Source organism: Serratia quinivorans, assembly GCF_052113645.1.
Lineage (GTDB): Bacteria > Pseudomonadota > Gammaproteobacteria > Enterobacterales > Enterobacteriaceae > Serratia > Serratia quinivorans_B.
Window position 1 is genome coordinate 132,879 of record NZ_JBIEIU010000005.1, and the last position, 19,626, is coordinate 152,504.

General features: G+C 56.8%; 20 protein-coding genes. 14 read left to right on the top strand and 6 right to left on the bottom strand.

Going from position 1 to position 19,626, the window contains the following annotated elements; all coding sequences use genetic code 11:
* Window positions 1–2: 2 nt before the first annotated feature.
* Both proQ and ACGS9J_RS11720 read right to left on the bottom strand, forming a co-directional pair.
* The gene (gene proQ / locus ACGS9J_RS11715; RefSeq protein ID WP_442231085.1) at window positions 3–713 is read right to left on the bottom strand and encodes an RNA chaperone ProQ; all 711 of its coding nucleotides are present in this window, start codon (window positions 711–713) and stop codon (window positions 3–5) included.
* A 95-nt stretch (window positions 714–808) separates the two neighbouring features.
* On the bottom strand, window positions 809–1,306 hold the full coding sequence (locus ACGS9J_RS11720) for a GAF domain-containing protein (protein WP_442231086.1): 498 nt from the start codon (window positions 1,304–1,306) through the stop codon (window positions 809–811).
* 245 nt (window positions 1,307–1,551) lie between these two features.
* Here ACGS9J_RS11720 and yebS point away from each other — a divergent pair, with 245 nt between their 5' ends.
* The 10 genes from yebS (at window position 1,552) to ACGS9J_RS11770 (ending at window position 13,424) form a co-directional block, all read left to right on the top strand.
* Window positions 1,552–2,799: a membrane integrity lipid transport subunit YebS gene (gene yebS / locus ACGS9J_RS11725; RefSeq protein ID WP_442231241.1), complete on the top strand. Its 1,248-nt coding sequence runs from the start codon at window positions 1,552–1,554 to the stop codon at window positions 2,797–2,799.
* Entirely contained in the window at window positions 2,768–5,398 is a 2,631-nt protein-coding gene (locus ACGS9J_RS11730) for an MlaD family protein (protein ID WP_442231087.1), read from the top strand. Before yebS ends, ACGS9J_RS11730 begins: the two co-directional genes overlap by 32 nt.
* A 102-nt stretch (window positions 5,399–5,500) precedes the next feature.
* On the top strand, window positions 5,501–6,937 hold the full coding sequence (gene rsmF / locus ACGS9J_RS11735) for a 16S rRNA (cytosine(1407)-C(5))-methyltransferase RsmF (protein WP_442231088.1): 1,437 nt from the start codon (window positions 5,501–5,503) through the stop codon (window positions 6,935–6,937).
* Window positions 6,938–7,215: 278 nt separating this feature from the next.
* Window positions 7,216–7,752 (top strand): Csu type fimbrial protein, encoded by a 537-nt coding sequence (locus tag ACGS9J_RS11740; protein ID WP_442231089.1) that lies wholly within the window; start codon window positions 7,216–7,218, stop codon window positions 7,750–7,752.
* A 2-nt stretch (window positions 7,753–7,754) separates the two neighbouring features.
* On the top strand, window positions 7,755–8,258 hold the full coding sequence (locus ACGS9J_RS11745; protein WP_442231090.1) for a Csu type fimbrial protein: 504 nt from the start codon (window positions 7,755–7,757) through the stop codon (window positions 8,256–8,258).
* A gap of 5 nt (window positions 8,259–8,263) precedes the next feature.
* Window positions 8,264–8,812, top strand: coding sequence for a Csu type fimbrial protein (locus ACGS9J_RS11750; RefSeq protein ID WP_442231091.1), 549 nt, complete (start codon window positions 8,264–8,266; stop codon window positions 8,810–8,812).
* Between the two features lie 23 nt (window positions 8,813–8,835).
* A complete protein-coding gene (locus tag ACGS9J_RS11755) occupies window positions 8,836–9,600 on the top strand; it encodes a fimbrial biogenesis chaperone (RefSeq protein WP_442231092.1) in 765 nt (254 codons plus the stop codon).
* Window positions 9,601–9,676: 76 nt separating this feature from the next.
* Window positions 9,677–12,097, top strand: a complete 2,421-nt coding sequence (locus tag ACGS9J_RS11760) for a fimbria/pilus outer membrane usher protein (RefSeq protein ID WP_442231242.1) — start codon at window positions 9,677–9,679, stop codon at window positions 12,095–12,097.
* 18 nt (window positions 12,098–12,115) lie between these two features.
* Window positions 12,116–13,048: a Csu type fimbrial protein gene (locus ACGS9J_RS11765; RefSeq protein ID WP_442231093.1), complete on the top strand. Its 933-nt coding sequence runs from the start codon at window positions 12,116–12,118 to the stop codon at window positions 13,046–13,048.
* A gap of 136 nt (window positions 13,049–13,184) precedes the next feature.
* Entirely contained in the window at window positions 13,185–13,424 is a 240-nt protein-coding gene (locus ACGS9J_RS11770; protein WP_442231094.1) for a DUF1480 family protein, read from the top strand.
* 54 nt (window positions 13,425–13,478) lie between these two features.
* On the opposite strand, the gene ACGS9J_RS11775 is transcribed toward ACGS9J_RS11770, so the two are convergent.
* Together ACGS9J_RS11775 and ACGS9J_RS11780 are read right to left on the bottom strand one after the other, a co-directional pair.
* A complete protein-coding gene (locus ACGS9J_RS11775) occupies window positions 13,479–14,081 on the bottom strand; it encodes a hypothetical protein (RefSeq protein ID WP_442231095.1) in 603 nt (200 codons plus the stop codon).
* 1 nt (window position 14,082) lies between these two features.
* Window positions 14,083–14,475: an ASCH domain-containing protein gene (locus ACGS9J_RS11780; protein WP_442231096.1), complete on the bottom strand. Its 393-nt coding sequence runs from the start codon at window positions 14,473–14,475 to the stop codon at window positions 14,083–14,085.
* A gap of 343 nt (window positions 14,476–14,818) precedes the next feature.
* On the opposite strand from ACGS9J_RS11780, the gene yniD reads away from it, so the two are divergent.
* Together yniD and ACGS9J_RS11790 are read left to right on the top strand one after the other, a co-directional pair.
* Complete coding sequence (yniD, locus tag ACGS9J_RS11785) at window positions 14,819–14,911, top strand: small membrane protein YniD (protein ID WP_369982358.1); 93 nt, start codon at window positions 14,819–14,821, stop codon at window positions 14,909–14,911.
* An 18-nt stretch (window positions 14,912–14,929) separates the two neighbouring features.
* Window positions 14,930–15,067 (top strand): hypothetical protein, encoded by a 138-nt coding sequence (locus ACGS9J_RS11790; protein WP_017892602.1) that lies wholly within the window; start codon window positions 14,930–14,932, stop codon window positions 15,065–15,067.
* A gap of 31 nt (window positions 15,068–15,098) precedes the next feature.
* Here ACGS9J_RS11790 and ACGS9J_RS11795 read toward each other — a convergent pair whose 3' ends face one another.
* Window positions 15,099–15,269 carry a hypothetical protein gene (locus tag ACGS9J_RS11795; protein ID WP_442231249.1) on the bottom strand — a complete coding sequence of 57 codons (171 nt, stop codon included), beginning with the start codon at window positions 15,267–15,269 and terminating at the stop codon, window positions 15,099–15,101.
* A 165-nt stretch (window positions 15,270–15,434) separates the two neighbouring features.
* On the opposite strand from ACGS9J_RS11795, the gene ACGS9J_RS11800 reads away from it, so the two are divergent.
* A complete protein-coding gene (locus ACGS9J_RS11800) occupies window positions 15,435–15,644 on the top strand; it encodes a hypothetical protein (RefSeq protein ID WP_442231097.1) in 210 nt (69 codons plus the stop codon).
* A gap of 429 nt (window positions 15,645–16,073) precedes the next feature.
* On the opposite strand, the gene ACGS9J_RS11805 is transcribed toward ACGS9J_RS11800, so the two are convergent.
* Window positions 16,074–17,417 (bottom strand): 2-hydroxycarboxylate transporter family protein, encoded by a 1,344-nt coding sequence (locus ACGS9J_RS11805; RefSeq protein ID WP_442231098.1) that lies wholly within the window; start codon window positions 17,415–17,417, stop codon window positions 16,074–16,076.
* Window positions 17,418–17,883: 466 nt separating this feature from the next.
* On the opposite strand from ACGS9J_RS11805, the gene pckA reads away from it, so the two are divergent.
* Complete coding sequence (gene pckA / locus ACGS9J_RS11810; RefSeq protein ID WP_442231099.1) at window positions 17,884–19,503, top strand: phosphoenolpyruvate carboxykinase (ATP); 1,620 nt, start codon at window positions 17,884–17,886, stop codon at window positions 19,501–19,503.
* The last annotated feature ends 123 nt before the right edge of the window (window positions 19,504–19,626 follow it).

Here is a 19,626-nt window from a genome sequence, read left to right on the forward strand (position 1 = left end):
TATCAGAACTGCAAGTGTTCTGCGCGCACAATCATCGCCAGACCGGAAGAGAGCTGCACACGTACGCCATCTTTAGCGATTTCAAGTACGGTAGCATCCATCGCGCTCTTGCCTGCTCTGACTTTGATTTCTTGGCCAATTTGCAGTTTAGAGATATCCGTGACTGGCACATGGCGCTGCTGGCTTTCCTCTTTGACTTCACGAGGTTGGCGAGCGGACTGTGGGCGAGTTTGTGGGCGCGGCTTGCGGTTCTCCGGTGCAGCTCCGCCTTCGCGACGTGCAGCAGGTTTTTTACCGGCTGGACGTGGACGACGCGGTTGTGCATCGGCTGATTCGCCGGCAGCTTCACGTTTTTTGGCGTTTTGTTCGGCACGCTGTGCCTGAACGCGCGCTTTCGCTTCTTCAAGCTGTTGGCGGGCATGATCGACATGCTGCTGTTCCAGTTCACCGCACGGGTTGCCGTCTAAATCGACGCGCTGGGCGCCAACTTTGACGCCGTACAGGTAACGCCAGCTAGAGGTGTACAGGCGCAGGGCAGAACGCAATTGCGTTTTGCTGAGATTCTCTTCCCCTTGAACACGCTCGACCAGATCCTGAAAAATGCCGATTTTCAACGGGCGAGCTTCGCCCTCGGCGCTAAAGCAGAGCGGAAAACGCTCGGCAAGAAAAGCAATGACTTCTTTACTAGAGTTCAACTTAGGTTGATTTTCCATGAAATTTCCTGATTACAACGGGTTTGCCAACCAGCGCAGGCATGAACAGGCGTCATTATAATGACGCCATCGGTAAATGCCACGTTAACCGTAGATCAACTTGCTGTCACAGTGACGTATTTCGCACTATCACACTGCTCCAGCTGCGCGCAAAGCCCCGCCACCACTGCTTCCAGGCCCCTTTCATCCTGTTCGTCGAAACGTTGATAAACTGTGCTGTCGATATCGAGAACGCCGATAATCTGACCACCGACATTCAGCGGCAGCACAATTTCTGCATTACTGGCCGCGTCACAGGCGATATGACCCGGGAACGCATGGACATCGCCAACGCGCTGCACAAGGTTTTCCGCCACGGCGGTACCGCACACGCCCTTGCCTACCGGAATACGCACGCAGGCGATTTTCCCCTGGAACGGACCGAGCACCAGTTGCGCGCCGTCCATCAGGTAAAAACCAGCCCAGTTAACGTCGTCAAGGCGTTCGTTAATCAACGCACTGGCGTTGGACAACGCGGCGATAAAGTTGGTTTCTCCGTCGAGCAGAGCGCACAAATCACGTTTTAATTCCGCGTAGAATTGTTCTTTTGTCATGTATTAACCATTGATACTGTGAAGATGGCCAGAAGCCCAAAGCTTAAGCCCTATAAAATAAGCATTAAATGCGTATAGCCACAAGGTTAATCATCTGTTGCTTCACAAAACCCTACCGGGCAAGGTATGTTTGCCGCTCAGAAACCCTGTTTTGCCGCCCGGTGCTTGACCCTATAAGGCACGGACAGATTTATTTTTCAGCTACGCTAACAGTTCCGGCGGGCTTTAGGGCAGCTTTTGTCATGATGAAAATACACGCGATCACCGGCCCACTTTCCAAAGCACGCCACCAGCGCTGTTGCGAATGCGACCTGCTGTTTGTGTTGCCGCCGCTCAGCGCCAAGCAGGCGGCCTACTGCCCGCGTTGCGATGCGAAGGTCGTCAGCGGACGCGACTGGTCGATGACCCGACTGACCGCCATGGCGGTGACCATGCTGCTGTTGATGCCCTTCGCCTTCAGCGAGCCGCTGATCAGCATCCGCTTGTTGGGGGTCCGTATCGACGCCAGCCTGCTGGAAGGCATCTGGCAGATGAGCCGCCAGGGCGACCCTATCACGGCCAGTATGGTGGCGTTCTGCACCATAGGTGCTCCACTGACGTTGGCGCTGTCGCTTCTGTACCTGCGTTTCGGCCATGCGCTGGGCATGAACCTACGCCCGGTCCTGCTGATGCTGGATCGATTGAAAGAGTGGGTGATGCTCGACATTTACCTGATCGGTATGGCCGTGGCCACCATCAAGGTCAAAGAGTACGCCGATATTCAGGCCGGCAGCGCGCTGATCGCCTACCTGTCGCTCACCCTGCTCAGCATCCTGACGCTGATCCACGTGAATCTGGAACAGCTGTGGGAGCGCTATTACCCGCAAGAGCAGCCGAAAGGCCTGCCGACCGCCCTGCATATCTGTCTGTCGTGCCATTTCACCGGTTACCCGGATGAACGCGGCCGCTGCCCGCGATGCCATGTTCCGATGTGTCACCGGCAGCCCTACAGCCTGCAGAAAACCTGGGCGGCTCTGATTGCGGCGATGATTTTACTGATCCCGGCCAACCTGCTGCCGATTTCGATCATTTACGCCAACGGCGCGCGGATGGAAGACACCATCTTCTCCGGGGTGGTGTCGTTGGCAACCTCCGGCAATGTGCCCATCGCAGCCATCGTCTTCATCGCCAGCGTACTGGTTCCCTTTACCAAAGTCATTGTGCTGATCACCTTGCTGTTCAGCATCCACTTCAAAACCTCGCACAGCCTGAAAACGCGTATTCGCCTGCTGCGCCTGGTGACTTGGATCGGGCGCTGGTCGATGCTCGATCTGTTCGTTATTGCGTTGATGATGTCGCTGGTGAATCGCGACCAATTGTTATCTTTTACTATGGGGCCGGCAGCCTTTTACTTTGGGTCTGCGGTTATTTTAACTATTCTTGCCGTAGAGTGGCTGGATAGCCGATTGATTTGGGATGCACATGCAACAGGAAACGCCGAATACACCGACTGAAGCGCGGGTCAAAAACAAGCGCCGCATTTCGCCATTCTGGTTACTGCCGTTTATTGCCCTGCTGATTGCGGGGTGGCTGGTCTATAGCAATTTCCAGGAACGCGGCACCACGGTGACCATTGATTTTCAGTCTGCGGCAGGCATCGTCGCCGGGCGCACCCCGGTGCGTTATCAAGGGGTGGAAGTCGGCACCGTACAAAGCATCAGCCTGAGCAAGGATCTGCGCAGCATCGTGGTCGAAGCCAGCATCAAGAGCGATCTGGAAGACTCGCTGCGCGACGGCACCCAGTTCTGGCTGGTCACGCCGAAAGCCTCGCTGGCGGGCGTATCCGGCCTGGATGCGCTGGTAGGCGGCAACTACATTGGCATGATGCCGGGCAGCGGCCAGCCGCAAACCCACTTCACCGCCCTCGATACCCAGCCCAAATACCGGTTGAACACCGGCGAACTGATGATTCATCTGCATGCCGACGATCTGGGCTCGCTCAACACCGGGTCGTTGGTGTATTACCGTAAAATTCCGGTCGGTAAAGTGTATGACTACACCATCTCCGAAGGGAACAAAGGCGTCACCATCGATGTGCTGATCGACCGCCGCTTTGCCAATCTGGTGAAGGGCAGCAGCCGTTTTTGGAACGTCTCGGGTTTTAAAGGCGATTTCAGCCTGTCGGGCGCATCAGTACAGATGGAAAGCCTGACCGCGTTGGTCAACGGTGCCATCGCCTTTGACTCGCCGCTCGACGGCCAGCAGGCCAAGGCCGATCAAAGCTACACCCTGTATCCGGATCTGGCGCACAGCCAGCGCGGCGTCAACATTACGCTTGATCTGCCCAGCGGTAACAGCCTGAGTGAAAATCACACGCCGCTGATTTATCAGGGGCTGCAGGTCGGTACCCTGACCAAGCTGACGCTGGAACAAGACAGCAAGGTCACCGGCGAACTGACTATCGATCCGTCGGTGGTGGATTTAATGCGCAGCGGTACGCGGATTGTCATGCGCAGCCCGCGCCTGAGCCTGAACGACGCCAAACTCAGCCAGTTGCTGACCGGCAATACGCTGGAGCTGGTGCCGGGCGATGGCGAGCCGCAGCAGCATTTCAACGTGCTGGACAGCAGTGAAACCCTGCTGCAGCAGCCGGGCGTGTTGACCGTCACGCTGAACGCGCCGCAAAGCTACGGCATCGACGTCGGCCAACCGCTGGTGGTGCACGGCGTCAAGGTCGGCCAGATAATGAGCCGCGCCTTGACCGACAGCGGCGTGGTGTTTACCGCCGCCGTCGAAGCCCAATATCGCCGCCTGCTGCACAAAGACAGCAAGTTTGTGGTTAACAGCCGCGTCGACGTCAAGCTGGGGCTGGACGGCATGGAAGTGCTGGGTGCCAGCGCACAGGAATGGCTGGACGGCGGCGTGCGTATCATCCCCGGCAGCAAGGGCGATCCTGTCGGCCAGTACCCGTTGTACGGCAATAGCGAAAAAGCCGAAGCCGGTATCGTCGGCAACACCCCAACCCCTACCCTGACGTTGAACGCCGTCAGCCTGCCGGACGTGCAGGCCGGATCGGTGGTGCTGTACCGTAAATTCCAGGTGGGCGAGATTGTTAGCGTGCGCCCGAAAGCCAACGAGTTTGAGGTCGATGTCTATATCAGCCCGGAATACCGCAAGCTGTTGACCCGCGAAAGTATCTTCTGGGCCGAAGGCGGCGCCAAGGTGCAACTGAACGGTAACGGCCTGACGGTGCAAGCTTCGCCGCTCAACCGGGCGTTGAAAGGCGCCATCAGTTTCGACAACTTGCAGGGTGTGACTCTGGACAAAGGTGCCAAACGCATGCTCTACGCCACGGAAACCGCGGCCCGTGCGGTGGGCAGCCAAATCATCCTGAAAACCTATGACGCCAGCAAACTGTCGCCAGGCATGCCGCTGCGTTATCTTGGCATCGATATCGGTCAGGTAGATTCATTGAAACTGGCGCCAGAGCGCAATGAAGTGCTGGCCAAAGCGGTGCTGTACCCGGAATACGTGCAGACCTTCGCGCGCCTGGGCAGCCGCTTCTCCATCGTGTCGCCGGAGATTTCCGCCGCCGGGGTCAGCAACCTCGATACCCTGCTGCAGCCCTACATCAACGTGGAACCGGGCCGGGGTCGCGAGTTGCGCAGTTTTGAACTGCAGGAAGCCAGCATCACCGACTCGCGCTATCTGGACGGCCTGAGCGTGATCCTCGACGCGGCCGAAACCGGCTCGCTGCAAATTGGCACCCCGGTGCTGTTCCGCGGCGTGGAAGTGGGTACCGTCACCGGTTTCTATCTGGGCGCCATGTCCGATCGCATCCACGTCGCGCTGCGTATCAGCAAGAAATATCAGTACCTGGTCCGCAACAACAGCGTGTTCTGGCAGGCCTCCGGCTACAACCTGCAATTCGGTCTGACCGGTGGCGTGATCAAGAGCGGCACCTTCCAGCAATTCATCCGCGGCGGCATTGCATTCGCTACCCCGCCAAGCATTCCGTTGGCGCCCAAGGCCACGCCGCACAAGCACTTTATGCTGAATGCGGAAGAGCCGAAAGACTGGCGAGACTGGGGCACCGCCATCCCTAAAGAGTAAACAGGCTCTACCTTCAGGGGCTCAGCAATGCTGGGCCCCTACTGTTTCCCGGTTTGTGGTAAACTCCCGCCCTTATTTTGACAGCTGCCAGAGAGCTCACCCGTGGCCAAACCTGCCTCCGTTTATTTGCCGACCGCCTTTCTCGACGCGACACGCGCCATCATGCCCGCCGACCTGTCGATGGACGATTTTATTGCCGCCTGCCAGCGCCCGCTGCGTCGCAGCCTGCGGGTCAATACGCTGAAAATCAGCGTCGCCGACTTCCTGACGCTGGTGCAGGATCACGACTGGCGGCTGGAGCCTATCCCCTGGTGTGCAGAAGGGTTTTGGATCGAACGCAAGGACGAGGAGCTGCGACTGGGCAGCGCAGCGGAGCATTTAAGCGGTCTGTTTTACATTCAGGAAGCCAGCTCGATGCTGCCGGTCAGCGCCCTGTTCGCCGCCGGGGAAACACCGCGCCGGGTGCTGGACGTCGCCGCGGCACCGGGCTCCAAAACCACCCAGATTGCCGCCTTGATGAACAACCAGGGCGGCATTGTGGCTAACGAATACTCCGCCAGCCGGGTCAAGGTGCTGCACGCCAACATCAGCCGCTGCGGTGTTAAAAACGCGGCGCTGACCCATTTTGACGGCCGGGTGTTCGGCGCGGCGTTGCCGGAAAGCTTCGACGCCATTTTGCTGGATGCGCCCTGCTCCGGTGAAGGTGTCGTGCGCAAAGATCCGGACGCCATGAGCAACTGGTCACCGGAAAGCGTCGCCTCCATCGCCGAGACCCAGCGCGAGCTGATCGACAGCGCCTTCCATGCCCTGGCTCCGGGCGGCGTGATGGTTTACTCCACCTGCACGCTCAACGCGCAGGAAAATCAGCAGGTCGTCAACGGGTTGCTGGCAACCTACGGCGACGCGGTCAGCATCGAGCCGTTGGGCGACCTGTTCCCAGGCGCAAAACACGCCTTGACCGCCGAAGGCTTCCTGCATGTGTTCCCGCAGATCTACGACAGTGAAGGCTTCTTCGTGGCGCGCTTGCGCAAGCATCACTCCGTGCCTGCACTGGCGAAACCAACTTATAAATTGGGTAAATTCCCGTTCGCGCCGCTGTCCGGCAAGGACTCGGCCGAAATCGCCCAGGCGGCCGCCGCTTCGGGGTTGGTCTGGGATGAAACCAGCCGCCTGTGGGCGCGCGATAAAGAAATTTGGCTGTTCCCTGCCGAACTGGAAGCCTTGGTCAACAAGGTGCGTTTCTCGCGTATCGGGCTGAAGCTGGCCGAGCGTTTCACCAAAGGCTACCGCTGGCAGCACGAAGCGGTGATCGCGCTGGCGGCGGCCGACGGCAAGCAGCGCTTTGAACTGGATGCCGCGCTGGCGCAGGAGTGGTACCACGGCCGTGATCTGTACCCGGACTCGCCGCCGTTGACCGATGAATGCATAGTCACCTATCAGCAACAGCCGTTGGGGATCGCCAAACGCATCGGCAGCCGGATAAAAAACAACCTGCCACGCGAACTGGTTCGTGACGGCGTGTTGGACTTTCATCAGTAATTTCGATAAAACGGGCCGAAAAACTCCGGCCCGTTAATGTTTCTGATAATATTCCGATCAGGGAATATTATTACTCCAATCATTTCACCCTACAGGTACTTTCCCTGCTTGCTTGCCGTCATCGGCGACCCTCTTAAAAATAAAGCCTTTTTTCGGCCTGTCACCAAGACAATTCCGGGTTCTTAACCTATTAATTAAATTGTCAGTAAATTAATACTTTTCTTATTGCCAGGTGGCATTTTTTTTAGGCTTCTCTTTCACACAGCAAGGAATAAAACATGAAAAAGATTCTGATGACATTGTCCTCGGTTGCTACCCTGCTGTGCGCAAATGGCGCCGCCAATGCAGGCACCATTCAGGGGAATCTGGGCGTGAGCCTGACCATCGGTGCCGGTTGCGTGGTGGCCGGTGGCGACAGCAGCGGCAGCGTCAACGATTTCGGCTCCATCAACTTCGGCACCTACTCTTCCCTGTCCAACATTATCGACGCCAGCGCAACCGGTTCCGCCGGTGCCGGCACCCTGACGCTGACCTGCACCACCGGCACGCCTTACACCGTGGCGTTGAACGACGGCCTGCACGTCACCACCGGCAACCAACGTCGCATGTCCAGCGTTGCCGGCGCATTTATCAGTTACAACCTCTACAAGGATCAGGCCCGTACCAGCTCCTGGGCCAACGGCGCCAATGCCCTGACCGGCACTGGTACCGGTGCCGCGGTTCCCCTGATTGTCTATGCTCGCGTCCCGGCAGCGGTCACCACGCCGGATCCCGATACCTACAACGATACCGTGACGATGACGGTAACCTGGTAAGGGTGCGGCAGGCAGTCATTGGCTACGGGTTACTGGCGCTGAGCCTGGCGGCGAATGCCGACAGCAAAACCGCCACCATTGGCGTCAGTGCCACCTTGTTGAAGACTTGTGAAGCCGGCAGCAGCTCGGGTGGCAATGTCAGCTTCGGTTCACTGAATTTCGGTACAGTCTATTTTCTCAGTACCAGCGTCAGCGTAGCCGGGCAGCAGAATGCCGGAGCCATCCGCGTCAAGTGCAATAACGGCACCAGCTACAACGTTTTGCTTGGCGGTGGGCAAAGCGGCAACGTCGCCGCTCGCTATCTGAAAAGCGCCGCCGGGCAACAGGTGAACTACAACCTGTACACCAACAGCGCCCACAGCACCCTCTGGGATAACCTGACCGGGGTGTCTCAGACCGCCAACGGCCAGGATAACTGGCTACCGGTGTATGGCATGATCCCCGTGCAAGCCACGCCACCGGTCGGCAGCTACACCGATACCGTACAGGTCACCATCAATTGGTAACGCCAATGCGCATGTCCCGCTGTGGGTTTCTGCTCTGGATGGCAGCATCGCCGGTTCTGGGCGATACCGGCGTCAACGAGCTGCAAAAAAGCACGCCGTTAACCGTCAATGCCACGGTCGTCAAAGGCTGCATATTGGGCAGCGGCAGCAGTGATGTCTCCACGTTCGGCAGCCTCAGCTTCGGCCAGGTCTCTTCGTTGGCCAGCAATATCAGCATTGTTTCCAGCTCCGGAGCCGGCTCCATCCTGTTCCGTTGCAACCCGGGCCTGAGCGTGACGCTGGCGCTGGGTATCGGCAATAACGTTACCGGCTCTATCTCCGCCGGTCGCAAATTAAAAAATACCCTGACCTCCGAGACCCTGCTCTATCAGCTCTATCAGGACAGCAACTATTCCACCCTTTGGGGTGATGGCAGTAACGGCGGCAACTCGGAGATCGTTGCGGCGACCGGCATCACCCAGGAAATAAAAGTTTATGCCCGCTTGTTTTCGACCAGTACCCTGCCCACCAGTGGCATTTACAGCGATACGGTCTTACTGACGGTGACTTATTAAGTATTTTGAATAAGGATTTAGCCATGCGAATACCTTCCCTACTGCCGCTGACGGCAGTGCTGCTGATTGCCGGCCAGCAACAGGCCCTGGCCGCCGCGTCGATTCTGATTTGGCCTATCGACCCGGCGATTGAAGATCAACAACCCGCCACCGCGTTGTGGCTGGAGAACCGCGACAGCAAGCCGGTTTATATGCAGGTCCGGGTGCTCGGCTGGAAACAGACCGCCGGCAAAGACGATTACAGCAACCAGAGCGAAGTGATCGCCAGCCCGCCGGTCGCCTCGATTGCGCCGGGTAAACGTCAACTGATCCGGTTGATTAAGCAAACCCCGCCGCCCGCCGGGCAGGAACGCGCCTACCGCATTCTGATTGATGAAGTCCCGGTGAAAGATCCCGGCAACTCAACCGCGCCGGATGGGGCCCAGATGGGGTTGAAATTCCAGATGCGCTATTCGGTACCGCTGTTTGTCAGCGGCCAGGGCGTCTGGACCAAGCAGGATCCTGAAAAACCGCGCGACTACGCCACGGCCAGTCAGCCGCAGCTCAGCTACCGCCTGCTGCAGCAAAGCAGCCAACGCTGGCTGGAGGTACGCAACCAGGGCATCGTGCATGCACGCATTTCCAAAGTGACGATGCAAGGGAGAACGCTCAATGCCGGCCTCATGGGCTATGTGTTGCCCGGCTCGCAAATGCGCTTTGCCTTGCCGGCCTCGGGCAGTTTCAACAGCGGTCAATTGCAGGCGACGGTCAACGACAATAAAAAGCCGATAACCGTGCCTGTTTACTGAGTCTCAGGTGCCGTTAACCCGCTTGCCGTCCCCCAGGTGCAACGGATCCGGATTGAAACCGTTGGCATTCGCCGTCATGTGCGCAGTGGCCTCTCCCTGGCTACCCTATGCTTACGCCGATGATTTGCCCCCGCCGCCCAGCGCCATCAGCATGCCGGACACTACCCTGTATCTGGAGCCGGTGGTCAACGGCCGTCAGACCGGTAAAGTGGTGCCGGTGAATTACCGTGCCGGCCACTATTACCTCACGCCACAGCAGTTAATCGACGCCGGCCTGCCGGTCACGGATAAACAGGCAAAAGAAATTGCGGTCGACCAATGGGAAAAGGTGGATGTCACCTACAGCGGTGAAACCCAACAGTTACTGATCAACGTGCCCAATGACTGGCTGCCCAGGCAACGGTTTAACGCTCAGAATCCCCTGGACCGCCTGCCGGCGCAAAGCAGCCTCGGCCTGTTGTTCAATTACGATCTTTACGCCAGCCAGAGCAGCGCCAACGGCCAGCCGGGCTACCTTTCCGCCTGGAGCGAACAGCGGTTGTTCGACGGCTTTGGCGTGCTGTCCAACACCGGTATTTTCCGCGGCAGTTTCAACACCACGGCCGACAGCAGCCAGGATAACCGTTATCTCCGCTACGACAGTCAGTGGCGCTACAATGACGATGAAAACCTGCTCAGTTATACCGCCGGCGATCTCACCACCGGGGCGCTGACCTGGAGCAGCTCGGTACGCATTGGTGGCGTCCAGTTGGCGCGTAATTTTGCCTCCCGGCCGGACCTGATCACCTACCCATTACCGCAGTTTTCCGGTCAGGCGGCCCTGCCGAGCAGCATCGATTTATATATCAACAGCTACAAAAACAGCACCACCAGCGTCAACCCCGGCCCTTTCACCCTGGATACCGTGCCCTACATTAACGGCGCCGGGCAGGCCACCGTCGTGACCACCGACGCGCTGGGCCGACAAGTCAGTACCCTGGTGCCGTTTTATGTCGCCAGCAACCTGTTGCAGCAAGGCATGAGCGACTTCAGCCTTTCCACCGGTGCCTTGCGCCGTAATTATGGCCTTGATTCAGCCGATTACGGCCAGTGGGTGGCCAGCGGCAGCGGGCGTTACGGCGTCACTGATTGGTTAACCCTGGAAGGTCGTGCCGAAGGTGCCGCAGAACTGGCGGTCGGTGGTGCGGGCGCGGATATCCGCCTTGGCCACTGGGGAGTATTCAATGCCTCGTACAGCTATAGCCAGGCCAGCGACAACGCTTTTAACGATTACCAGCCTTCCCAGCGCCCTGACTACTACGATCCCCTGACCGGTCAACCCTTGCCGCAACCCGACACGCAGCCGGTCTACCAATACAGCACCAACCACGGCGATCAGAGCAGCGTCGGCTATACCTACAGCAACAGTTATTACAGCCTCAATGCACAACGCATCCTGCGCAGTGCGGGTTTCGGCGATATTTCGGTATACAAGAGCGACTATCGTCTGAGCCGTCGAACCGATCAGCTGACGGGCAGCGTCGGCCTTAACCGCTTCGGCAGTATCGGTGCCGGTTACTTCGACGTGCGTGACGCTACCGGTCAACGTACCCGCCTGGTCAACTTCTCTTACAGCATTTCGCTGTGGCGCAACACCAGTCTGTATGCGTCAGTCAACCGCGAAATCGGCAGCAGCGGCTACAGCGCTCAACTGCAGCTTTCGATTCCCTTCGACAGTTGGGGCACCGCCGGTGTCAGCGCCGCCCGCGACAACGAAAACCGCTGGAACCAACGCGTCAGCTACAGCCGCGCCGCGCCAACCGATGGCGGTCTGGGCTGGAACCTGGCCTACGCGGACGGGCAAAGCAGCGACAGCTACCGTCAGGCCGATATCACCTGGCGCACTCGCCTGCTCGAGGCCCGCGGCGGGATGTACGGCAGCAGCCACGATTATACTCGCTGGGGGGAAGTGAGCGGCTCGCTGGTGGCGATGAAAGGCGATCTGTACGCCACCAACACCATCAACGATGCTTTCGCCCTGGTTTCAACCCAAGGCTACCCGGACATTCCAGTGCGTTATGAAAATCAGTTAATCGGCGTGACCAACGACAAAGGCTTTCTGCTGGTCCCGACCGTGACCTCGTATTACCACGCCAAATTCCAGATAGATCCGCTCAACCTGCCGGCAGACGTCGACGTTCCTGTCGTTGAGAAAACCGTAGCCATTCGCGATCACAGCGGTTTCCTGGTCGATTTCCCGATCCAGCCCATCTCCGCCGCCGACGTTAAATTGGTCGACGCTCAGGGGAAACCGCTGGCCAACGGCAGCGAGGTGGCCATCATCGGCAGCAAACAGCAAAGCTATGTCGGCTGGGATGGCATGGTGTATGTGGATCCGGTGCAGCTGCAGAACCGGTTGAGCGTTATCCCTGCCGACGGCAGCGCCCCCTGTCAGGCGCAATTCAGCCTGACGAAAACTCAGGGCATCCAAAGTATCGGGCCGATCCTGTGCCAGTAACCCATAATGGAGAAAGATATGATCCGTGGAACCCAGGCGTTATTACTGGCTCTGTTGCTGTTCGCAGGCCGCCAGGCGTTCGCCGACTGCGTCACCACCAACGGTAGCGTGACGCTGCCCGGCAGCAGCTCTTTTGCCGTCTACAACGGCTCGCTCAGCGCTCAAGGCACCGCCGGACTCAACTGCAGCGGCCTTGGCCTGTCGCTGCTGACGCAAAATACCGTGACGGTCAAGATTAACTCGACCACCCACAATATGGCGCTGACCAACACCGACGGTTCCGGCGATCAAATCCCTTATTTGATTTACCCCGACTCGAATTACCAGTATCCCTACAGCGTCGGGCAAACCATTGATTACAGTTCTCTCAACCTGCTGACGCTGATCCTTATCTCCCCCAACGTCAACTTTCCGCTGTATATCAAGACCACCGCCGGGGCTAACGTCCGTTCAGGCACCTATACCGACACCGTCAACCTGGTGTGGAACTACCACATCTGCGGCCTGGGCTTAATCGGGCTGTGCATCTGGTGGGATGGCACCAATAAACCCAGCACCGTGACGATCAATCTGGTGATCACCAAAGACTGTTTGCTGGGCACCGCGCAAAACGTCGATTTCGGCAGCATGGCGTTGGTGGGCCAGTTTAATCCGGTGAACCAAAGCATCACCCTCACCTGCACCAAGACCGAGGGCTATATCACCTACTTTACCGATGGCAATAACCCGATCACCGGCTGGCGACGCATGAAAAACGGCACCAGCAACTATCTGCAGTATCAAATTTACCTGCCCAACACCACCACGGTGTGGAACAGCACCAACAAACAACCCGGTTCCGGAACCGGGCTGGCGCAAAGCATCCCTTACCTGGCGGCCGTCAATTCCGCGCAAACCGAAGTCCCGGTGGGCGCCTACCAGGACAATCTCAGTTTTGTCGTGGAGTATTAAGCCCATGCGCTAGCCGCTGAGCGACAATGTTGCCAGCTTGTATTTTTTATGTGGCATTTTTTGCTCATTTAGCTATGCTGATTAAGATGACCCAACTGGTCATACCTCATACCAGCAGATCAAGCAAGGAGTTCCAATGGGCAAAACCGTGGTGAAAATAGGCAGTTTCGAGGTCGATGATGCGCATTTGTCCTCCTCGCCCGATAAGGTCAGCACGCTGACGATCCCTTGCAAATCGGATCCCGATCTGTGCATGCAGTTAGACGGTTGGGATGAACACACCAGCATCCCGGCCATACTCGATGGCAAGCAATCGCTGCTGTATAAGCAACATTACGATCGGCAAACCGATGCCTGGGTAATGCGGTTGGATTGAATGACGAAATACTGGAGAACGCGCGCTGTTTCGCTGGGAACAACGCGCGTTTTTTTATGCGATGGCGATACCGCGGCCGGCGAAAAAGCGGCCAAAGCGGCTCAGCGGTAACCTCACCTGCTGCCGCGTTTCCGGCCGATCGCCGGAAGGATTGTGGAAAGTCACGCTCTGCGCCTCAACGGCGGTAACCAATACCAGATGGCCGCCCCGCTGTGGCGGTGCCCGTTCGGGCCAACGAATGCCGGGGTGTACCGAAGCCATAAAATAGCGCCGTTGCGCCAACAGCTGTGGCAATGCCTCTGCCTCGATGCCAACCTGAACCTCGGCCTCCAGGGCAAATTGCTCACGCACAAAGTCGACAAAGGGAGCGTAAATCAGCCCCTTGATGCGCTCGCCCTCACGCACGTAAGCCCCGTACGGCAGGCTGCGGCGTGCCAGTTCCAGCAGCGGCGGCGCATCGCCGTCGCGATGGCTCAGCACCATTTTCAGGCAGGCCATGCCGCAGACGTGGTTGGCCCATTCGATATATTCCGCCCGATCGCGCGCGCCACTGAGCGCCCAATTGGCGTCATCCGCCAGCGTCGCGCGGCCGGCAATCAGATCGGCCGCCAGCTCAGGCGTCGCCCACTGGCAGACGTAAGGAACAGAGGAGGTCAAATCAGAAAGTCTCTGTCACTTTAAAATTCATCAGCACCAGCGTCATATCCGGTGAGAACAGCTCGTATTCTTCAAAGAAGCTCTGCAGCTCTTTACGCCAATAGGCCAGCGAACGGTCACCTTCGCCTTCGGCAAAAGCATGGGCTTCATCAACCTGATCGTAGGTTTTCATCTCGACCGACGTCAGTTCCACCGCACACACCGGTTGACCTTTACCATCCACCACCACAAATACGTCGCCGGCCAACGGAATGCCTTCGCCGTCAAGATTGGAACAGGTGGCCGTCTTGGTGCCGTTGAGGATCAGCTTGGCCACGTCATCGGCCTGCTGCTCGGTCTTGCCGAACGCCCAACGCTCGGTATTTTCGTATTTCTTCGGAATTTCGCTCGCCATTGCCATACCTTTTTGAATAAATCATTGTGCAGACAGAATAGTACAACGTATCCCTCGCCGCCTGCACTGCCGAATTCACCCCGCAGCCGCCTAATCAGGCTCTTTTACCGGTTGTTTAGGGTAAATCCCTGTGCCTATGCCGACACAACAGGCATACTGTGAGCGCAATTCACTCAATGGTTAACGGCCAGGCGGTAAAATGAAGAATGACGATAAAGATCCCGATGACACCTTCAGTGACTTATTGAAAGTTTTGGCGGTGGCGGTGATTGTGATCTTTGTTATTGGCGGCTGGTATTTCAGCTGATCACCCTTACAGGAGGTCATGTTGGCCACCAAACGCATGCGCAGCAAACACTGGAAGATGTTTTTAATATTATTGCTGATCTGTCTCGCCCTACTGTTATTGCGCTGGGCGGCGATAGTCTTTGGCTAACCGCAAGGAGCAGAACCCATGGCAAAACGAAATGGCAACGGCGTACAAATCGCCTTACTGCTGCTGGCGCTGGTTATTTTGGTCTGCGGCATTTTGATGATCACCACCGAGCTGGGCCATCAGGTGCTTGAAGAGATCGAAGATATCCTCGAGTAACGCCAGTCCGGCCGGACACTGGCGGCCCTGCTTATCCGAGCTTGCGTTCCGCGGGTTGTTCGGCCTCAGGCTCCAACAACTCGCGCAGATAGGCAATTCTTGCCTCCCCTTGCGGCAACCATAAACGACACAGCCAATGCTGCACTTCTGCCCGCTGGCTCCGGCGATGGTACTCAGCCAGTTGATCGACCAGTTTCATCATTCACCCTCCAGATATTCGACACTGTCAGTATTGGATGAAAAAACCAGAAGAAACACTGATGGCTTATTTTTAATACTTCCTGTTTTAGCATTGTGCGATCGGCACGCTGGCGAACCCCAGGTCCAACTGCTACATTGACCAAAAATCACCCAGCCGAGGTAACCCATGATGTTCTCGGAGCAGGAGATAAAGCCCGTGTGGGATGAAGTGGCACGCTTGATTGGCGACAGCGTGATGCAGTTGCGTCACCGCGGCGAGGTCTTATCGGTCGAAACGCTGGCGAAACACCTGGCGCAGCAACTGGCCGAAAGCAACGACATTGAACGCCGCATCCTGATCGGCACGGCGATCAACATGCTGAAAGATGGAAAATGAATCGCCAACCGGAATGGTTGGCGATTCGGCAGAAGCCCGAGGTATGCAAGCCCGGCCTTCTGTGCGCTACTATGTCAGGCTAACATGACGAAATTAATAGGAATTGTCGGGTTTTTCCCAAAAAAGCACTATTTTTGTTGCTCATAGCCACCAAACCAGCACGAAATCACTGACGGATGGCCTGAGTGGCCGTGGGCGGTGCTGAATAAATGCGGAGATCTCGGTCATGCGATCGGCCCCCCCATGAGCACTATTAATGAGAACGATAATCCCTTAAAGAAAAGAACAGTCAATTTATTAAAATACAGAATTATCCGATTAAAAATATTCTCGCTAATTTTCATTCCATTTGAGTATTTATTATTCGTGGGTGGCGAAAATAAAAAAACCGGAGCAATCCACCCCGGCAATCCTTAATTTAGCCTGGATTCAAATTAACCAACCCAACAATAGCGTGGCGCCAATCACGGTGGAGGCACCACCGATACGTGTGGCGATTTGCGCGAATGGCATCAGCCCCATTCGGTTGGATGCGGAAAGAATAGCGACGTCGCCGGTACCGCCTAACCCACTGTGACAACAGGTCACAATCGCCGCTTCAACCGGGAACATTTTCAGATAAGGCGCAATCAGGAAACTCACCAGCCCCATCGACAACACCACCGAACCGCAGACCACCACATAACCAACCGAAAACACCGCCACTACGCTTTCCAGTGGCACATACAGCATGCCAAGGCCAATCATCAGCGGCCACACCAGCGCGGTTGAAACAAACTTATAAAAACTGTGCGCGCCGGTCTCCATCGAAGTCGGGATCACCCGGCAATATTTGCACAATACCGCAAACAGGATCATCAGCACCGGGCCGGGAATATGAACGATGTGTTCGAACAGGCCGCCGACGATAAAGAAGGCGCAGATCACCAGTAACCCGCCGCCCATCAGTTGGAAATCGACATTGCCGCCGGTTTCCTTGATATCAAACACCGCATTTTCCTGCGCCGAACGGATCAGCATGCCGTCACCGCTCAGAGCCTTGCGCTTCATGCCCAGTCGCGCCAACACCCCGGCCGCCACAATGGCGAAGATATTGCCCAGCACCGCCGCAGGCGCCAATTGCGCGACATACACGTCGGGTGTCGATCCCAGAATGGCGGAGTAAGCCAGCGACAGCGGTAAAATCCCCTCGCCGATACCGCCACCGATGATCGGCACGATAATAAAGAAGAAGGTGTGGTAGAAGCTGAAGCCAAACAGCTTGCCCACCAGCAACCCGGTCGCCACCGCCGTGACCGTACCCACCACCAGCGGGACGAACATGCGGATCATGCCCTGGATCAGGATCACCCGGTTCATGCCAAGAATGCTGCCGACCACCAGGCTGGCGATCACGAAGTACAGCAGATTGGCGTCTTTCATCAGCAGATGAACGGTGCCCATCACATTCGGCTGGAAGAAATTAAAGTAGACCAATACCGAAGGCACCATCAGGCACAGAATGGCCGGACCGCCAATATCACGCAGCACCGGAATGCTTTTGCCTAAATGCGCCAGCGCAAACCCCAGCGTCATGATCACCGCCAGGCCGCCGATCATGTTTTTTGGCAAGAAGTTGGCGTAGGCCGACACGGCGACAATCGCGCAAATGGTGATAAACAGCGCGACCGGCACTGCGCCGATATCCATTTGGCGGATTTGATTCATCAGTCCCGAGGAATCAGGTTGCGGTAGCTCTTTCTCACAGGTCATTTCTGCATTTATCTGTTTCATTATTCACCCTGCTGACAAGTGTTCTGTGCGGCGCGGATCGCCTGGCGATATAGGAAATAACTTATAGACTTGAAACAAATCCTCCCTCGGGGAATTTGCTTTTTATAATGAATAAAATAGTGGACAGCACTGACGATATGATAAAAAATAAAAATACAAAACCAAATTACGCCTTATTAATTCAATATTGTGAGCCTCCACTAATGTTGGTTTTAATTAATTATCGTCAGCGTTTTGTAATTAAATTAATCAGGCGCTAATTCACTGCTATGCTATAGATGGAAGTAAAAATCCGTGCGTTTATTAATGAGAACCGGAGCGGTAAATAGCTGAATCCGGTCAGCTGTACCCGAGCCTGGCTCTGCATGCGGCACCGTGCAGAAAATAGGCACATAATATATGCTCTCTCGCTTTCGAAGGCTGCGGCCTGAAAAACGACGGCATAGAACTAATAAGGAAGTAGGATATGTCTTCAATCGCGATTACCCCACAAACGCTGGCCCGCTACGGTATCCATCAGGCTACCGAGATCGTCCATAACCCAAGCTATGAGCAACTGTTTATCGAGGAAACCCGTGCCGACCTGCCGGCTCTGGAACGCGGTACGCTCACTCAGTTGGGTGCGGTCAACGTCGATACCGGTGAATTCACCGGCCGTTCACCGAAAGACAAATACATCGTCCGTGACGACACCACGCGCGATACCGTCTGGTGGTCCGATAACGGCACCGGCAAAAACGACAACCAGCCGCTGTCGCCGGAAGTGTGGCAGCATCTGAAAACCCTGGTGGGCAATCAGCTTTCCGGCAAGCGTCTGTTTGTGGTGGACGCCTTCTGCGGCGCCAACGCCGACACCCGCCTGAAGGTGCGCTTTATCACCGAAGTGGCCTGGCAGGCGCATTTTGTCAAAAACATGTTTATCCGCCCCACTGACGAGGAACTGCAGAATTTCGAGCCGGACTTCGTGGTGATGAACGGCGCCAAATGCACCAACCCGGATTGGCAACAGCAAGGGCTGCATTCAGAAAACTTCGTTGCCTTCAACCTGACCGAGCGCATCCAACTGATCGGCGGCACCTGGTACGGCGGCGAAATGAAGAAAGGCCTGTTCTCGATCATGAACTACCTGCTGCCGCTGCAGGGTATCGCCTCGATGCACTGCTCCGCCAACGTCGGCGAACAGGGCGACGTGGCGGTGTTCTTTGGCCTGTCCGGCACCGGCAAAACCACCCTTTCCACCGATCCCAAACGTCAGTTGATCGGCGATGACGAGCACGGCTGGGACGACGATGGCGTGTTCAACTTTGAAGGGGGCTGCTACGCCAAAACCATCAAGCTCTCCCCGCAGGCCGAGCCGGAAATCTATCAGGCGATCCGCCGTGATGCCCTGTTGGAAAACGTGCAGGTGCTGGCCGATGGCAGCATTGATTTCGATGACGCCGGCAAAACTGAAAATACCCGCGTCTCTTACCCGATTGACCACATCGAAAATATCGTCAAGCCGGTCTCCAAAGCCGGGCATGCCAAGAAAATCATCTTCCTGACGGCGGATGCCTTCGGGGTACTGCCGCCGGTATCGCGCCTGACGCCGGAACAGACCCAATACCACTTCCTGTCCGGCTTCACCGCCAAGCTGGCCGGGACCGAACGCGGCATCACCACGCCAACCCCGACCTTCTCCGCCTGTTTTGGCGCGGCGTTCCTGACGCTGCACCCGACGCAGTACGCCGAAGTATTGGTGAAACGCATGGAAGCGGCCGGAGCACAAGCCTATCTGGTGAATACCGGCTGGAACGGCAGCGGCAAGCGCATTTCCATTAAGGACACGCGCGGCATCATCGACGCTATTTTGAACGGGGAGATTGAGCACGCTGAAACCTTCACCCTGCCGATCTTTGGTCTGGCAGTGCCAAAGGCATTACCGGGCGTTGATCCTTCGATTCTTGATCCGCGCAAAACCTACGCCGACGAATCGCTGTGGCAGGAAAAAGCGCAGGATCTGGCCCAGCGCTTTATCGATAACTTCGCGAAATACACCGTCACCCCGACCGGTGAAAAACTGGTGAGCGCCGGTCCTAAACTCTAAGCCAGCGCGCGATTTATCATCCATACCAGGGGCCGCTCGGCCCCTTTTCCATGCCCGTTGCTTATCCAGATTAATCCGCGCCTGTGCCGGCTCCCTGGCCCCATTGGCGTCGTGGGTAATGTC

Bases quoted from the DNA above. Each gene is read 5' to 3' on its own strand.
- yniD (WP_369982358.1), top strand. From the start codon at position 14,819: ATGCGCAGCAAACACTGGAAGATGTTTTTAATATTATTGCTGATCTGT.
- yebS (WP_442231241.1), top strand. From the start codon at position 1,552: ATGAAAATACACGCGATCACCGGCCCACTTTCCAAAGCACGCCACCAG.
- ACGS9J_RS11750 (WP_442231091.1), top strand. From the start codon at position 8,264: ATGCGCATGTCCCGCTGTGGGTTTCTGCTCTGGATGGCAGCATCGCCG.
- ACGS9J_RS11760 (WP_442231242.1), top strand. From the start codon at position 9,677: ATGTGCGCAGTGGCCTCTCCCTGGCTACCCTATGCTTACGCCGATGAT.
- ACGS9J_RS11730 (WP_442231087.1), top strand. From the start codon at position 2,768: ATGCAACAGGAAACGCCGAATACACCGACTGAAGCGCGGGTCAAAAAC.
- ACGS9J_RS11800 (WP_442231097.1), top strand. From the start codon at position 15,435: ATGATGTTCTCGGAGCAGGAGATAAAGCCCGTGTGGGATGAAGTGGCA.
- ACGS9J_RS11780 (WP_442231096.1), bottom strand. From the start codon at position 14,475: ATGGCGAGCGAAATTCCGAAGAAATACGAAAATACCGAGCGTTGGGCG.
- ACGS9J_RS11755 (WP_442231092.1), top strand. From the start codon at position 8,836: ATGCGAATACCTTCCCTACTGCCGCTGACGGCAGTGCTGCTGATTGCC.
- proQ (WP_442231085.1), bottom strand. From the start codon at position 713: ATGGAAAATCAACCTAAGTTGAACTCTAGTAAAGAAGTCATTGCTTTT.
- ACGS9J_RS11740 (WP_442231089.1), top strand. From the start codon at position 7,216: ATGAAAAAGATTCTGATGACATTGTCCTCGGTTGCTACCCTGCTGTGC.
- ACGS9J_RS11795 (WP_442231249.1), bottom strand. From the start codon at position 15,269: ATGATGAAACTGGTCGATCAACTGGCTGAGTACCATCGCCGGAGCCAG.
- ACGS9J_RS11765 (WP_442231093.1), top strand. From the start codon at position 12,116: ATGATCCGTGGAACCCAGGCGTTATTACTGGCTCTGTTGCTGTTCGCA.
- ACGS9J_RS11805 (WP_442231098.1), bottom strand. From the start codon at position 17,417: ATGAAACAGATAAATGCAGAAATGACCTGTGAGAAAGAGCTACCGCAA.
- ACGS9J_RS11790 (WP_017892602.1), top strand. From the start codon at position 14,930: ATGGCAAAACGAAATGGCAACGGCGTACAAATCGCCTTACTGCTGCTG.
- pckA (WP_442231099.1), top strand. From the start codon at position 17,884: ATGTCTTCAATCGCGATTACCCCACAAACGCTGGCCCGCTACGGTATC.
- ACGS9J_RS11720 (WP_442231086.1), bottom strand. From the start codon at position 1,306: ATGACAAAAGAACAATTCTACGCGGAATTAAAACGTGATTTGTGCGCT.
- ACGS9J_RS11770 (WP_442231094.1), top strand. From the start codon at position 13,185: ATGGGCAAAACCGTGGTGAAAATAGGCAGTTTCGAGGTCGATGATGCG.